The 15715-nt window shown below is 72.7% G+C and carries 12 protein-coding genes; 4 read left to right on the forward strand and 8 right to left on the reverse strand.

All coding sequences use genetic code 11. The features are described from left to right. Window positions 1–66: 66 nt before the first annotated feature. Window positions 67–969 carry a LysR family transcriptional regulator gene (locus OG439_RS42695; RefSeq protein ID WP_326946079.1) on the forward strand — a complete coding sequence of 301 codons (903 nt, stop codon included), beginning with the start codon at window positions 67–69 and terminating at the stop codon, window positions 967–969. Here OG439_RS42695 and OG439_RS42700 read toward each other — a convergent pair. The 7 genes from OG439_RS42700 to OG439_RS42730 form a co-directional block, all read right to left on the reverse strand. Beyond that, a complete protein-coding gene (locus OG439_RS42700) occupies window positions 966–2114 on the reverse strand; it encodes a serine/threonine-protein kinase (protein ID WP_326946080.1) in 1149 nt (382 codons plus the stop codon). The two genes, OG439_RS42695 and OG439_RS42700, sit on opposite strands and share 4 nt — an antisense overlap. Before the next feature lie 13 nt (window positions 2115–2127). Further along, window positions 2128–3762 (reverse strand): serine/threonine-protein kinase, encoded by a 1635-nt coding sequence (locus OG439_RS42705; RefSeq protein ID WP_326946082.1) that lies wholly within the window; start codon window positions 3760–3762, stop codon window positions 2128–2130. A 215-nt stretch (window positions 3763–3977) separates the two neighbouring features. Then, on the reverse strand, window positions 3978–4844 hold the full coding sequence (locus tag OG439_RS42710) for a hypothetical protein (RefSeq protein ID WP_326946083.1): 867 nt from the start codon (window positions 4842–4844) through the stop codon (window positions 3978–3980). Between the two features lie 259 nt (window positions 4845–5103). Beyond that, window positions 5104–6369, reverse strand: a complete 1266-nt coding sequence (locus OG439_RS42715; RefSeq protein WP_326946084.1) for a hypothetical protein — start codon at window positions 6367–6369, stop codon at window positions 5104–5106. A gap of 335 nt (window positions 6370–6704) precedes the next feature. After that, window positions 6705–7019, reverse strand: a complete 315-nt coding sequence (locus OG439_RS42720; RefSeq protein ID WP_247060675.1) for a hypothetical protein — start codon at window positions 7017–7019, stop codon at window positions 6705–6707. 64 nt (window positions 7020–7083) lie between these two features. Then, window positions 7084–7380, reverse strand: a complete 297-nt coding sequence (locus OG439_RS42725) for a chorismate mutase (protein ID WP_247060676.1) — start codon at window positions 7378–7380, stop codon at window positions 7084–7086. 163 nt (window positions 7381–7543) lie between these two features. Further along, complete coding sequence (locus OG439_RS42730) at window positions 7544–7969, reverse strand: DUF1707 SHOCT-like domain-containing protein (protein WP_326946085.1); 426 nt, start codon at window positions 7967–7969, stop codon at window positions 7544–7546. Between the two features lie 108 nt (window positions 7970–8077). On the opposite strand from OG439_RS42730, the gene pcrA reads away from it, so the two are divergent. After that, window positions 8078–10495, forward strand: a complete 2418-nt coding sequence (gene pcrA / locus OG439_RS42735) for a DNA helicase PcrA (protein WP_326946086.1) — start codon at window positions 8078–8080, stop codon at window positions 10493–10495. Between the two features lie 893 nt (window positions 10496–11388). Here the strand turns inward: pcrA and OG439_RS42740 are convergent. After that, entirely contained in the window at window positions 11389–12069 is a 681-nt protein-coding gene (locus OG439_RS42740) for a M23 family metallopeptidase (protein ID WP_326946087.1), read from the reverse strand. A 1380-nt stretch (window positions 12070–13449) separates the two neighbouring features. Between OG439_RS42740 and OG439_RS42745 the strand changes: the two genes are divergently transcribed. Further along, entirely contained in the window at window positions 13450–15273 is a 1824-nt protein-coding gene (locus OG439_RS42745; RefSeq protein ID WP_326946088.1) for a hypothetical protein, read from the forward strand. Beyond that, the gene (locus OG439_RS42750) at window positions 15270–15614 is read left to right on the forward strand and encodes a hypothetical protein (RefSeq protein WP_326946089.1); all 345 of its coding nucleotides are present in this window, start codon (window positions 15270–15272) and stop codon (window positions 15612–15614) included. The genes OG439_RS42745 and OG439_RS42750 overlap by 4 nt, the downstream gene beginning before the upstream one ends. The last annotated feature ends 101 nt before the right edge of the window (window positions 15615–15715 follow it).

The raw sequence follows: 15715 nt of genomic DNA on the forward strand, positions 1-15715 counted from the left end.
CACGAGACGTAAGGACAAGCGCAAATAACTGCAGGAACACTTAAGCCGAGCTGTACGATCGGGGCCATGCTCGACGTCCGCCGCATGCAGGTCCTCCGCGCCGTGATCACCAGCGGGTCGATCACCGCCGCGGCCCGCAACCTGGGCTACACGCCGTCCGCGATCAGCCAGCAGCTGTCCGCGCTCGAACGCGAGGCGGGCACCGAGCTGCTCGAACGCGTCGGGCGCGGCGTCCGGCCGACACCGGCGGGCTCGCTGCTGTCCGAACACGCCGAGACGCTCAGCACCGAGCTCGCGCGGGCCGAGGCCGCGCTCACCGAGCTCAAGGAGGGCCGCATCGGCCGCATCACCATCCGCTACTTCGCGACGGCCGGCGCGTCGCTGGTCCCGCCCGCCATCGCCGCGGTGCGCCGCGAGCACCCCGGCGTGCGCCTCGACCTCAAGCTCGTCGAACCCCTGGACCCGCTGGCCGACGTCGAGTCGGGCGAGGCCGACGTCGCGATCACCGTCTTCCCGCGCAAGACCCCGCCCGGCAAGGGCGTCGAGCTGGTGCACCTGCTGGACGACCCGTACCGCGCTGTGCTGCCGAAGACCCACCCGCTGGCCCGCAAGCGCGTCATCGACCTGACGGAGTTCGCCGAGGAGCCGTGGGTCGGGGTCGACGGCATGCCCGGCGTCTGCCGCGACATCCTGCTCGGCGCGTGCGCGCAGGCCGGCTTCGCGCCGAACGTCGTCGTCGAGTCCGAGGACTACCAGACGGCGCAGGGGTTCGTGGCCGCCGGCATCGGCGTCGGGCTGATCCCGGAGCTCGGGCTCGGCTCGCAGCACCCCGGCGTGGTCGTGCGCAAGATCCGCCATCCGGAGCCGATCCGGGCGATCCACGCCGCCGTCGCGTCACGCGCCTGGGGGCACCCGGCCGTCCGCACACTGCTCGAAGCGATGCGCGCGGCGACCGCGAAAGTGGCTTAAACGAAGAACAGTTCCGAGACGAGGATGCCCACCAGCACGGCCGCGAGGATCGCGGCCACGGTGATCAGCGTCTTCTTCGACACCGGGAGGTTCCACTCGTCCGTGGCCGCCGTCTGCTGCGACGCCTGCGGAGCCGGCGACTGGGGAACCGGTGCGGGCACGTACTGCGTCGCCTGCTGGGACGGCGGCACCGGCTGCATCCGCTGCGTCTCCTCCGCCGAGGAGTAGCCGGGCGCGGGTGTGTTGAGCGGGATCTGCTGCTGGTACTGCGGTCCCGATGGCGGCAGCGGCAGCGGCGGTGCCGCGGGCGTGTGCGCGGGGTTGAAGGGCGGGGGCGGCGGGGGTGGCGGCGGCGGGATCCCGGGCGCGGTCGGCGGGATGAACGCCGTCTCCCGGCCTTCGGTGATCGCGCTCAGCGCCCGGACGGTGTCCGCCATCGTCGGCCGGGTCGCCGGGTCCGCGCGCAGCATCTTGCGCAGCGCCGCGGTGAGCACGCCGGCGTTCTGCGCCGGGCGCTCCGAAGACTGCCCGTCGTCGCCGAACGGCGGCACGCCCTCCACCGAGGTGTAGAGCGTCGAGCCGAGGGAGAAGACGTCCGCGGGCGGCGACGGCGGCAGGCCGCGCGCCACCTCGGGGGCCACGTACGCCGGGCTCGGCCCGCCGCCGCTGATGCCGATGTCGGTGAGCTTCACGCCGCCGTCGTCGGCGAGCAGCACGGTGCCCGGTTCGAGCGTGCGGTGCACGAACCCGGCCGCGTGGATCGCGGCGAGCGCGTTGCCGAGCTGGATCCCCAGCGCCGCCGCCTGGTCCGGGGTGAGCCGGCCGTGCTCGGCGAGGAACGTCGCCATGCTGCGCGACGGGATGTACTCCATCACCAGCCAGACATCCTGGCCCTCGGGCAGCACGTCGAACACCTTGATCGCGGACGCGTGCTCGATCCGGGCCGCGTCCTTGCCCTCCTGCATCGCGGCCGCGCGCGCCTGCTCGGCGCGGTCGCCGGCGCCGACCGGGAGGTACATCCGCTTCATCGCGACGGTGCGGAACAGCCGCGTGTCGAACGCCAGCCACACGATCCCGGCGCGGCCGCGGCCGATCGGCTGGTCCAGCCGGAACCGGCCGCCGACGATGGTGCCTTCAGAACTCAACACAAACCTCTGGTTACGGCGTGGTGGTAGGGGGCGGCGGCGTGGTGGTGGGAGCCTCGCTGGTCGTCGGCGGCTCGGAGGTGGGAGTCGTCGTCTTCGGCGTGGTCTTCGGAGTCGTCTGCTGCGGCTCGGTCTGCCGCTGCGTCGTCCGCTTCGACGACGAGGTTGCTTCCTCGGTCGTCGACGGCAGTGTCACCGTATCCGTCGGCTCTTCGGTCGTCGACGGCAGCGACTCCGACGTCGCGGCGACCGTCGGCTTGTTGCTCGACACCGGCGTCGCGGGCGCTTCCGGGTTGTTCGGGCTCAGCAGCCAGACGCCCAGCGCGACCAGGCCGATGACCACGATGCCGCCGATGATCGCCGGGCGCTTCCAGGCCCCGGGCTTGTCGTCGTCGTCCGGCGGCGGGCTCGCCTGCGGCCGCTGCCGTGGGGGAGGCGGCGGCGGGGCCGGCTCGTCGTCGAAGTCGTCGTACTGGTCGTCCGCGTACGGGTCCTGCTGGCCGTGCGGCGGCACGGGCACCGCGCGGGTCGCCGCGAGGCCGGGCGGGACGCCGCCGGTCGAGGCGTACCGGCGGTCCTCCGGGTACTGGTCGTACCCGTCGTAGTCGTCCTCGGGGTAGCCGGTGCCCTCGGCGTAGTCGTCATCGTCGTAGAACGGCACGGCCTGCGTCGGCGCCGCGCCGCCACCCAGCAGCGTGCCGGAGTGGCCCGCGGGGATCTCGTCGAACATCTGGGTCGCGCCGGGGTCGGCGAGGGCGGCCGCGCCGAGCACGCCGGCCGCGGGGGCCAGCACGGTCTCGTCGGCCGGGCCGCCGAGCGGCAGTTCGCCCCGCGCGACGGCGGCGAGCAGCTCCTCGCACTCCTCGGCGGTCGGCCGGTGCTCGATGTCCGGGTGCAGCAGCACGGCCAGGACGCTCGCCAGCGGCCCGGACTGGCGCGGCGGGTTGATCTGCCCGGCGGCGACGGCGTGCAGCAGGCTCAGCGTGTTCTCGGACAGGCCGAACGGCGGCTGGCCCTCGCACGCGGCGTAGAGCGTGGACCCGAGGGAGAACACGTCGGACTCCGGACCGGGATCACCCCCGATGGCGACCTCGGGAGCCAGGTACGCGGGCGTGCCGGCGATCATCCCGGTCTTGGTGACCGTGACGTCGTCCTTGGCGCGGGAGATGCCGAAGTCGGTGATCTTCACGACGCCGTTGCCGCCGAGCAGGATGTTGCCCGGCTTGATGTCGCGGTGCACGATGCCGACCGCGTGCGCCTCGCGCAGCGCCGCGGCGACCTGGGCGCCGATGCGCGCCACCTCGGTCGGCGGCAGCGTGCGGCGCTCCTGCAGCACGGCGGCCAGGCTGGTGGAGTTGAGGTACTCCATGATCAGGCACGGCTGGCCGTTGTCGTCGGTGACGACGTCGAACACGGAGATGGCGTTCGGGTGGTGCAGCCGGGCCGCGATCCGGCCCTCGCGCATGGTGCGCTGCCGGGCGTCCTCGGCGTCGTGCTCGTCCAGGTGGGAATGGAGCAGGAGCTGCTTGATGGCCACGGTGCGGCCCAGGACTTCGTCGTGCGCCTGCCAGACGGCCCCCATCGCGCCCGTGCCGATCCGGCCGTCGATGCGGTACCGACCGGCGACCAGGCGACCCTCGTCGCTCACGCGACCTCCCTTTGGGCTCCGACTTCACCAGGGCGTGAGGATGGGTTCCCGGTGACGCGGCCAGGCGCACGCCGCTTCGCTGGAGCGTATGCACATGTCGTGGGCTGTGTGCCGGCATTTCCGAGACCGACGCGTGACAAGGCTAGGCGCTCACTCTGCGCACACGAATCCGGTACAGGCACTTGAACCACGGGTGAAGGAGTGATCGCGCTGGGCTACATGTATTGGGCGGACACGAGCTCGGCTTCGGTGATCAACCCACCCGTGTCGGCGACCCGGAACAGCTGGGTCACGCGCACCAGCGCGCCGTCCGGCCGGTGGAGCGTGGCGACCGCGACGATCGAGCCGTCCGGCTTGATCTGCGTGTCGGCTTCCTGGACGTCGATGGCGTCCATCGCGCTCCAGGTGCGGACGAGCTCTCCGGCCGCGCCGTCGGCCAGCGTCGGGCTCAGCAGGGCCAGCGCGCCGTCCGAGTTCTTGGCGATCGCGGCGTAGAAGTTCTTGACGGCCTGGATCTTCCGGGTGGCGCTGCGCGGATCGGCCGCCGCGTCCGGCACCGTGGTGTCGGACTTCGGGGCCGCCTGCGGCTGCGGGCTGCCACCGGACGTCGACTCCTGGGCCGACGGCGCGCCGCCGGAGTGCGTGCCCTGCGGCGTGGTCGGGCCGGACTGCTCCGGCGCCCCGCCACCGGCCTGGCGCTGCGGGACGGCGAGGCCGCCGAGCTCCGCGGCGCCGGTGAAGTCGGCCGGCGTGGCCGCGTCGCCCGCGGAGACGGCACGGTGCGCGCTGGTCAGCATGGGTGCGGCGATGACGGCCCCGGCGACGAGCGCGCCGGCCGCGAGGAGCCCGGCCAGCTTGGCCCGGCGGGCGAAGCGGCTCTCCGGCTCACCCTGGTCAACGGCCTGCTCGGCGTCGCGGACCGGTTCCGGGCGCGGCGGCAGGAACTTCTGCGGATCACGGAAGACCTGCTCGAGATAGTCGCGATCGGCGTCACCGACGCCGTCGAGAATCTCGGCCGGGATCACGTCCTCGACGCGGACGGCGTTGGGTGCCTCACGCCGAGTGCGCTGCCGATCAAGCACGAAAGTCCTCGCTCTGGGTTCCGGGGACGGGCACTCGGCCGTTCGGCCGGATGTCCGTTGCTCCGGATGGCCGACTTGTGACCGGATCCGGAGCCGCTGTCGCCAGGTAACCCTGTGCGGACGGCAATCGCCAGGCTCTGTCGCCGGAATGCCGTCGCGATACGACGAGCGGCAGCTTATGTCACCCACCCGGACCAGGCATAACCGCTGGGCGCACCGCACGTGCATCGGAACGGGCGAACCGCACGTGCAAGATCGACTACTGACCGTCGCTACTGATCTTGTCGCCGTCCCCGAACGTCAGCGTGCGCTCCTCGATCGTCTTGGTCCCGTCATCGTGCGTGATCTCGACGGTGTTCACCGTGACGCCGCGCTGCTGGTCGATGCTGACCTTCTTGACCTCGAAGTACGCGATGCCGGCGTACCGCTCGGCGAGCGCGTGCGGGCCCTGGTCGTGCAGCTCGCCGGTGGTCACCGTCGACGCCGTGCCGGGGTCGGTCGTGACCGTGTTGAAGAACTTCTCCGAGTTGTCGCCCAGCGTCTGGACGTCGGGCGGAAAGGAGTACCACCACGGCGCTTTCACCGGGGTTTCGCGCTCGGCCGCGGTGACCGGCGGCTTCTGCGGGAGGCCGCTCGTCGTGGCCGTGTCGCCGGTGGTCGTCGACCCCGAAGAGCCCGAAGAGTGTTCGGGGGGCGGCGGGACCGTGCCGTCGACCGGCCCGGCGCCCCCGCCGCTGCTCGTCCTGGTCGCGTCGTCCTGCTGCTGTGGCGAAGTGCTGTCGGGGCCGGCCGCGGACGCGCCCGGGCGGGAGGTCGGCTGCTGCTGCCGGTCGCCGCCGCCGTTCACCGGGTCGTCGACCGTCGGCGCGCCCTGGTAACCCGGCCACGCGCCTTGGACGGCCTGGTCCATCGGTGGTTTGCCCATCAGGAAGGACCCGGCGAACAGCAGGCCGACGACCACGGCACCGGACGCGCCCGTGGCGAACCAGGCCGCCTTCCGCCACGTCTTCGGCGGGGTCACCGACGCGGGCACCGAGCCGATGGTGAAGCCGCCGAGCCCGTCGATGGCGTCGATCGGCGGGGCGGCGTAGATCCGGACCTCGTCGTCGTCGGGCTCCGGGCAGCGCGGCTTCGGGGTGGCGAGCGACACCCGGGTGCGCCGGGCGGCCTGTTCCGCGCGGGACTCGGTGTCGGGCATCGAGACGGGTCCCGTTCCCGGGCCCGGGTCGCCGAAGTCGGGGGCAGCGGGGATCTCGGGTGCTTCGGTCAGCGGCAGGTTTCCTTGCGCGGCGGGGAAGAGCGCGGGCCGCCGGTCGCGCGGCTGGGGCAGCAGCGGCCGACTGGGCTGGGGGAGCGGGAGCGAGCCGGACACCGGCACGTCGATCGGCGCCGTGTCGTCCGCGCAGTGCCGCACGGGGCGGTACGGCGGCGCCGTCGGCGTCCAGCCGTCGGTGACGCCCTGCCGGTGCCGTCCGGGGTGCGCGGGGGCGGTGCCGCGGCCGTGGAACTCCGTGCCGTTGCTCATGCGGACTCGACCACCCGCCGGTCCGGGTCTGACGCCGGCCGGGGCCGGGTCAACCCGAACGGAGCACCCTCACGCGCGGAATCCTGTTCGGAATCCTGCGCAGATGCACGCGCATGCGAGAATGGACGCGCGGGGCCAGTGCCCCCGCGCGCCTTCCGGGCGTCGCCCGACCCAGGCGCAAGGGTCCTCACGGCGTCAACCCTAGGAGCATCCGGCGTAGAAAGTCGCCCCCAAACCTGCAAGTTGCAGAGGTTTCACTCGGTCGGGCGCGACCGAAAGGGGGAGACGGGCGCTGCGAAACTTCACGCAGCGCGATCGCCGCAGCTCAACGGGATTCAGCCGCCGGTGCGGTAGCGATCCCGGGTCGACTGCAGCGCCTTCGTGGCCACCACGCCGCTACCCGCAGCGACGATGATGGCGAAGATGTCGAGCGTCGGTCCCCCGGCCGTGAGCAGCCAGGCGAACAGTGACGCCGCAGTGGTACCGCCGGCAACCGCCCACCGGCCGCGGACGTACTGCGCGACCGGAGCACCGCCGGCACGCTTACCCGCCGCGTTGTTGAGCAGGGCCAGATAACCCACATGGCCCAGTGCGGCCAGCACGCTCGCGAGAGCGACGATGACGGCGATGAGGTTCACGATCCAGTCCATGGCCCCAGTCTGCCCGTACCAGGGCCACCGGTGCCTCGGGGAAGACCCCGAATTCGGTCAACCGTTACCGGCCGAGCCGCCCGCGGCCCAGGTTCAGCAGCGCCATGGCCAGCTGACGGCCGTCAGGACCCAGCTCGCGGTAGCGCGCGAGGACGTCCATCTCGCGGTTGTAGACGATGCGCGTGCCGCCGGCGGCCATCCGCGCCGCCCCGATCGTCTTGGACACCTCGACCCGGCGCTTCACCAGCCGCAGGATCTCCTTGTCGAGCCAGTCGATCTCCTGCCGCAGCGACGCGATGTCGTCACCGGCGGGAGTGTCCTCGGCGGGCTGGCCGTCGGCGTTCGTCGCTTGTGCGTTCATCGGGAACCTCTTCCTTGAAGCCCGGATCCGGCCCCAGGGACGGCGACAGCCCCGGGTCCGTGGACTCCGGGGCTGGCGTGATGGCGGGTTCGGGCACTACGCGATCACGGGAGCCGGGGTCCGGGTCCCGTAGAAAAATCGCTTTGCGTGGTGCCGCATGGGTTCAGTATGGCACAGGCGTCCGGACGCGCTCCCGTGCCGAGCGGACCCCGGCATGAATGAAGAGGCTCGCCGCGAGCCAGAACATCGGGAACGCGGGCCAGAAGAACCCGGCGCCCAGCACGGCCCACCGCACGATCGCCACCACCGCGATGGCGACCACCACGGCGAGGTGCAGCCGCAGCGCCGGATGGCGGCGCAGCGCCGCCATGGAGAGCGGGAAGCCGGGCCACTGCGGCACGGGCCGCGGCAGGTCGGCGGTGAGCGCGGTCAGCTCGTCGGTGAACCGCGCGGAATAGACGTGGGTGAGGCGCTCTTCGACCTCGTCGAGGGTGAGCCGGCCTTCGGCGCCGGCGGACTGGACGGTGGTGGCGACGCGCTCGCGATCGGCGTCGGCGGCCCGGATGCGGGCGGGGCGGATGTCTTCCATACCTGCCGATGCTCCGCGCGGCGGGCCGGCGGCGCGTCGGACGCCAGGCGACATCTCCCGCTACGCCTGGCGCGGTAGCCCACCCGCCCGGGGTAGCGTGGACAGGCGATGGACACCCTCTTCGATCTCCCCGCCGAGACCCCCGCGCGCAAGCCCGCCTCCGGCGGGCAGGCCGATCTGCTCGACGACCTGAACCCCGCTCAGCGCGAAGCCGTCACCCACGCCGGTGGCCCGCTGCTGGTCGTCGCGGGTGCGGGCTCGGGCAAGACCCGGGTGCTGACCCGCCGGATCGCCTACCTCCTCGGGCAACGGCACGTGCACCCCGGCGAAATCATGGCGATCACCTTCACCAACAAGGCCGCCGCCGAGATGCGCGAGCGCGTCGCCGCGCTCGTCGGGCGCCGCGCCAACGCGATGTGGGTCTCCACGTTCCACTCGATGTGCGTGCGGATCCTGCGCCGGGAAGCCAAGACGCTGGACATGTCGTCGAGCTTCTCCATCTACGACTCGGACGACACCAAGCGGCTCATCACGCTCGTGGCGCGGGACCTCGACATCGACCCGAAGCGCTACGCCGCCCGCACGCTCGCCATCCACATCTCGAACCTGAAGAACGAGCTCGTCGACCCGGACGAGGCGGCGGCCAACGCGGCCAACGATCTCGAACGCCGGGTCGCCGAGGTCTACGTCGAGTACCAGCGGCGGCTGAACCAGGCGAACGCCTTCGACTTCGACGACCTCATCATGCGCACGGTCTCGCTGCTGCAGGCGTTCCCGGCCGTCGCCGAGTACTACCGGCGGCGCTTCCGCCACGTGCTGGTCGACGAGTACCAGGACACGAACCACGCGCAGTACACCCTCGTGCGCGAGCTGGCCGGGACCACGCCGAACGAGTCGGGCGTCGAGCCGGCCGAGCTGGTCGTCGTCGGTGACGCGGACCAGTCGATCTACGCCTTCCGCGGCGCGACGATCCGGAACATCGAAGAGTTCGAACGGGACTTCCCGAACGCGCACACCATCCTGCTGGAGCAGAACTACCGCTCGACGCAGACGATCCTGTCCGCGGCCAACGCCGTCATCGAGCGGAACCCGAACCGCCGCGCGAAGCGGCTGTGGACCGACTCGGGCGACGGCGAGAAGATTGTCGGCTACGTCTCGGACAACGACCACGACGAAGCCGCGTTCGTCGCGAACGAGATCGACGCGCTGGCGGAGAAGGGCGAAGCCGACTACTCCGACGTCGCCGTCTTCTACCGCACCAACAACCAGTCCCGGGTCTTCGAAGAGATCTTCATCCGGCTCGGCCTGCCGTACAAGGTCGTCGGCGGCGTGCGGTTCTACGAGCGCCGCGAGGTCCGCGACATGATCGCGTACCTGCGCGTGCTGGCGAACCCGGAGGACACGGTCAGCCTGCGGCGCGTGCTGAACGTGCCCAAGCGCGGCATCGGCGACCGCGCCGAAGCCGTCGTGGCGACGCACGCCGAGCGCGAGCGGATCTCGTTCGCGCAGGCGCTGCGCGACGCCGTCGAGGACAGGGTGCCGCTGCTGAACCCGCGCTCGGTCAAGGCGATCGGCGGGTTCGTCGCGATCCTCGACGAGCTGGGCACGATGATCGCGGACGGCGCCGAGGTGCACGACGTCCTCGAAGCCGTGATGGACAAGACCGGCTACCGCGTCGAGCTCGAGGAGTCGGAAGACCCGCAGGACGCTTCACGCGTGGAGAACCTGACCGAGCTCGTCACGGTCGCGCGGGAGTTCACCGAGCTGACCGCCGAGATCGTCGCCGACGAGAACGCCGAGCTGATCGTCGACGAAGGCGTCCCGGCGCCGGGTTCGCTGCCCGCGTTCCTCGAGCGCGTCTCGCTGGTCGCGGACGCCGACTCGGTGCCGTCGCCCGACGGCGGCGAAGAAGGCGACGGCGGCGCGGGCGTGGTCACGCTGATGACCGTGCACACCGCGAAGGGCCTGGAGTACCCGGTCGTGTTCTGCACCGGCTGGGAGGATGGCGTCTTCCCGCACATGCGGGCGCTGGGCGACCCGGCCGAGCTGGCCGAGGAGCGGCGGCTCGCGTACGTCGCGATCACGCGGGCCCGCAAGCGGCTCTACGTTTCGCGCGCGATCACGCGGTCGGCGTGGGGCCAGCCGTCGATGAACCCGGCTTCGCGGTTCCTGGACGAGCTGCCGCCGGACCTCGTCGACTGGCGGCGCCTGGAGCCGTCCAACCGCGGTTTCGGGTCGTTCGGCAGCGGTTCGCGCGGCACGCCGCGGGCGGCGACCACGTGGGGCAACCGGTCTTCGTCGCCGTCCGCTTCGTCCCCGGGCGTGAGTTCCTTCGGCAAGGGCTGGAAGGACACGGTGGCGCTGAAACTGGACGTCGGCGACCGCGTCAGCCACGACAAGTACGGCCTGGGCACGGTGGTTTCGTGCGACGGCGTCGGCCCGCGCGCGACGGCGACGATCGACTTCGGCGCGGCCGGCAAGGTCCGGCTGATGCTGATCGGCAGCGTCCCGATGGTGAAGCTCTAGCCCGGTCATCGGCCCTGGTCAGGGCCGCACCACCCGTCCGAGTGATTCCGGCGGCGATCTCCGCGATCGCCGCCGGAATCGTCGTACCCCACCGGTAGAACTGACCCCGTGATCGAACACGAGTTCGACGAAGGGGGAACGTGGTGTGGACGCGGTGCTGTTTGGGCTCCTGGCCGAAGGGGTACGAAAATACTTGCGAGGAGTCCTGGAGACGACGGTTCCGGATCGGGGTCGGGAGCCATCGGGGGCTTCGGGAAGCACCTCGCGTGCGGGAGCGGAGGCGTGCCGGCTGGCCGCCGCCTGGCGAGCGCTGCTCAGGCAGCACGAGCTCGGCGCGGACGGGCACTGTGTCACCTGCGGCCGGGGACGCCGCTGGACGACCAGGGCCCGGAGAGCCGCGCGTGTCCGCTCCGCGAAGACCGAGCCGGCCTCGGTGGCGTGGGGCTGGCTGCCGGTGCGAAGACCGGCAGAGCTGTGCACGGTGTGGCAGGTCGCGGTGGGGTACTTCATCCGCCGTTTGCCAGGCGGTCACCGGTAGGTGGTTTCCGGCGCTGAGGAGCCGCTGGGCGGGCGCAGGGGTGCGATCGGTGGTCCGGACCACCCGCGAAGCCTTGAGGCGCTCTGTGGCGCTGCCGGTGTTCCGGTGTCGTGCGGGACTCGAGCCGCCGGTCGAAGGGGCGGCGAGTCCAGTGGTCGGCGGCCGCGTCCAGGACCTGTGTCCGGAGCGGCGCTTCGAGCCTGCGGTGATTCCCGTGGACGGTGGGCGTCTTCGGCCGTCGCCGGCGGCTCAGGGAGCCGCGGGCGGTTTCGACACCCCGGCCGCGCGGCTGCTGTGCAGCTCTCGCGCGGCCGTCATGAGTGGAGCGAACTGCAGATCAGGCGGATCAGGAGACTCAGACGACGATGCCGCGCGCGGCCAGCCAGGGCCGGGGGTCGATCTTCTTCGTGCCGTCCTGCCAGACCTCGAAGTGCAGGTGCGGGCCGGTGCTCTGGCCGCGGTTGCCGATCTCGGCGATCTGCTGGCCGCACTTGACCTTCTGGCCCTCCTTGACGGAGAAGCTGTTCATGTGGCCGTAGACCTGGATCGTGCCGTCGTCGAGCTGGACGCGCACCCAGAGGCCGAAGCCGCTGGCCGGGCCGGCGTCGATCACGGTGCCGTCGGAGGCGGCGTAGATCGGGGTGCCGATCGCGTTGGCGATGTCGATGCCGAGGTGGCTCGTGCCCCACCGGGCACCGAAGCCCGAGGTGAAGGTGCCGTGCGCCGGCAGGCAGGTCTTGGGCCGGGAAGCCTCTTCGGCGGCCTTCTTCGCGGCGTCGGCTTCGCGCTGCTCACGGGCCTGCGTGATCGAGGCGCTGTCGGCGAGCTTCGCGGCTTCGGCGGAAGCGTCGACGACGTGGCCGGTCGGCAGGAGCTCGGGAGCGCCCCCGGAACCCGCACCTCCGGCGGTGAACGAGGCGCTGGCGTCCTGGCTGCTGGCCAGCGGTGTGATCGCGGCGTCCGAGTCGGTGACTGTCTTGAGGGTCGAGCCCGCAGCAGCTGCAGCGAACGCACCGGCCGCGACAGCGGCAACCACGACACGGCCGCGAAGGGCCGAAGAGGGCGGAGCGATGCGGTGCGCACCCCGGACACGAACGACCGCACCTTCCAGTGCGTCCTTCAATGCCGGGGAAGGAGCTTGGCCGCCGGGGGAGCGGTGTGAAGCCAAGACAGGGCCTTCCATCGTCGGGGAGCCGGGCCTAGGACTGCGGGCGGGGGAACCCGGTGAGCCAACCTCGGGGGTGGTTTGCTCGGTGTCCTACTTCGTGACCTGACTGTAATGGGGACCGGGGGACAGTAACGAAGGGGCACCGCTGTAGGCAAGATCTGCCCCCCGCGTCGGCCGATCGGGTGGCGTCGATCTTGCGTCCACCTGTGGGAATTACGCAAAGTTAAAGGGGGGTTACTGCGTTCGGTGTGACTTGGCTTACAGGATCCCCGGTTGGTTGGAGACCTCCGAGGGTGCTCCGGGCCGCAACCCGCCGGAATAAGGATTTGCGGACGGGCGTTGAACACCGCTCGACGACCGGAGCGCCGGCGACCCGTCCGAATCCGCCCGGACTTGCTAGGTTCGCGGGCAATGCCCCCACGCTCAGAGCCCCCAGCCGGGAGCGCCCCCGCCTCCCCGGGCACCCCGCAGAACCCGGCCCCCGAGGCCCCAAGTCCCACCGCCAAGCGGACGCCTCCCCAGCCGCGCCCAGACCAGCCGGCGCCGGCCGAGGCAGCGAAGGACGCCCCAAAGCCCGCAGCGCCGGACTCCACACCGGAGCCGCCAACGGTGGGCTTCCCCGCCACGGGACCGGCGCCGGACGCCACGGAGACGCCCGCACTCGGCTTCACGGCCACGAGCGAGCCCGCCCAGGAGCCCGACCGCGCACAGCAGACCGCCGCCCACGGCGCGGCCGCACAGCGTCGTGACCCCGCAGCCGCACCGGCACCGGACCCCGCTGCGACTTCCACGCAAGGCTCAGCCGCCGGACGCCGATCCCCCCAACCGGCCAGCCCCGCCTCGGCGCCGGACCCTGCGGCGACTTCCACGCAGGGCTCCGCCGCCGTGCCCCGATCTCCTCAGTCGGCCAGCCCGGCATCGGCGCCAGACCCTGCGGCGGCTTCGACGCGGGACCCTGCCGCTGTGGGCCGATCCGCTCAGTCAGCTGGCCCCGCATCGGCGCCGGATTCTGCGGCGACTTCCGCGCTGGGCTCCGCCGCCGCGCGATCCCCTCAGCCAGCTGGCCCCACATCGGCGCCGGACTCCACCGCGACGCCCGCACTCGGCTTCACAGCCCCGCGCGAACCCGCCGAGCCAACCGACCCTGCCGGCGACGCGGCGTCGGATTCCGGCGATTCCCCTGTGCCCGCGCGGACTTCCTCCGCCGCCGAATTCCGGCGCAAGCCCTCAGCCGAGTCAGGTTCCACTGTGGCCACACCTTCACGCGCCCCCTCCGCCCGACGCCCCGGCAAGCCGGCCGAACCCCCGGAAGATCCCCCGATCACCCCCTGGGAAGACGACCCCAGCCCCACCCCGCAGCTCACCGTCGCCCTCGTGCTGGTCGCACTCGGCGCGGTCGCGCTGACCGTCGCGGCCTTCGTCCACGTCTCCCCGGCCGCCGGGCCCGGGTTCACCAGCTGGCCCTGGCTGGCCGTTCTCACGCTCGGGCCCGTCGTGGCCGCCTTCCTCGTGCGCGGCAAGCCCGGGCTGGCCGCCGGCGTCGTGGTCGGGCTGGCCGCGCTTGCTCCCGGGCGGCTGGTGCTCGACCTGCAGTTCGCCGTCAACGGGCCGCTCACCATCCGGCCCGAGCTCTACCTGCCCGACCGGTTCGTGGGCGGCTCGGCCGTCGGGGGCGGGTTCTGGCTGCTCGTCGCCGGGGACGTCCTCACCGCGGTCGCCGGGGTGCTCGCCTGGCGGGCCGTCCGGGCCCGGGACGACGAGCCCGAACGGCGGCGGTGGCGGCTGCTCGTCCCGCTGCTCGCCGTGACGGCTTCCGTCGGGCTGCTGACCGCGCCTGTGTTGTCGGACAACGGTTTCCTGCTCGCCCGCTCTGCGTTCGAAGGGCCGTGGCCCGCTCTCGGCGGGTACCTCCTGCTCGCCGTCGCGCTGCCGTTCGCGGCCGTGCTGGCGCTGGCCGCGCCGTCCGAACACGTGGCCCGCGGGGCCCTGGGCGGGCTCGCCGCGGCCGCGTTCGGTGTCGCGGCGCCGCCCGTGGTGGCCGGTCTCGTCCGGGACGACCTGCACGTCACCTGGGGGCCGGTCCTCGTGCTCGTCGCGATGGCGGCCGTCGCCGGGCTCGCGGGCACCCGGCTGACCGAGACCTCGGAAGAAGACGCCGAGAACCTGGCCGGCGAAGCGAAACTGCCCGGCCTGTTCTGGTGGCGGCTGACGACCGGCCTCCTCGGCCTGGCCACGGCGCTGGCCGCCGTGATCGGCACCCTCGCGCCGCAGGTCGCCGTCACCGCGCTGAACCCGGCCGCCGCGACGCCCGTCAGCGCGGCCGCCGAAAGCCCGGCCCGGTGGTTCCTGCTCACCGCCGCGATCGTGGTGGCCGTGCTGAGCTTCGGCGTCCTGACACCGAAAACGGCGCCGGCCGCGCGGGCGCTGCTTGGGCTCGCCTGGGCGGGGATCGTCCTGGCCGGGACGGCCGTGCTGAACACCGCGCTCACCGCCACCCAGGCCGGCAACCTCGCCGGCTTCGGCGGGGCCGACCTGAACGGCGCTTCCGGCGCCACGCCCGCCTTCACCTACGACCTCGGGGCCGGCGCCGCGTGGACGTTCGCCGCGCTCGTGCTCGCCGTCCTGGCCGCGCTCGCCGCCGTCGGGACCGGCGTCGTCGAACGCGAGGACGCGGTGGACGGCAGCCGGGCCGACGGCGGTGTGCTCACGCCGGTCGTGGCCGGGGCCGTGCTGGCCGTCGCGGCGTTCGGGCTGCCCGTCTTCAGCGTGCCCGGCTACGTCGCGCCCGGGCTCTGGTCGGACTTCGACACGCCTTCGTGGGGGCTGCTGACGGCCGCCGCGGTGGTCGTCGGCGCGGCCGTGCTCGCCCTGCGGTCGCGGCCGAAACCGGCGGCGGCCCTGCTGGCCGGGGCCGCGCTGCTCGCCCTGCTGCACGCCGCGGAGCTGCCGCTCGTCGGCGGCTCGCTCGGCGGCGCGAGCCCGGCGACCGGGTTCTGGGTCGCGCTCGCCGCGGCCGTCGCGCTGCTGGCCGCGGCGGCCATGTCGGCCGCGGGTGCCCGGCGGACGGCGTGAGCCGGGCGATGCCGCGGGTGCTCGTCGTCGAGCTCGGCGGGCCCGACCCGCGCGCCGTCGCGCTGGGCCGCGTCCTGCGTGACGAAGGCATGGAGGTCGTCCACGCCGGCCCCCTGGACACGGCCGAGCAGGTCCTCCGCATCGCCGAGCAGGAGGACCCGGACGCGGTCGGCGTGCTCGGCGGCGAGCTGCGAGCGACGCTGAAAGACGTTCGCGTTTTCTACCTCGACGCGCCCGCGGACCCGGCGAGCGGCGTCTTCGAAACCCCCGAAGAAGCGGCGGAATGGTTGCGCGGTGGGCGGTCTCACACCTCGGGAACACCGTCTGACCGCGTACGGTGACCGACTTCACCAGGTGCGGAGTGCCCTGCGTTCGCGCAGGTCGCTAACCTCGACTGGTCCGACAGCGCGGTCCGGTAGTGCGGACCACCACAGTGGCGTGT

Origin of the sequence: Amycolatopsis sp. NBC_01307, assembly GCF_035975215.1 — a bacterium.
In the GTDB taxonomy this organism is placed as follows: Bacteria; Actinomycetota; Actinomycetes; order Mycobacteriales; family Pseudonocardiaceae; genus Amycolatopsis.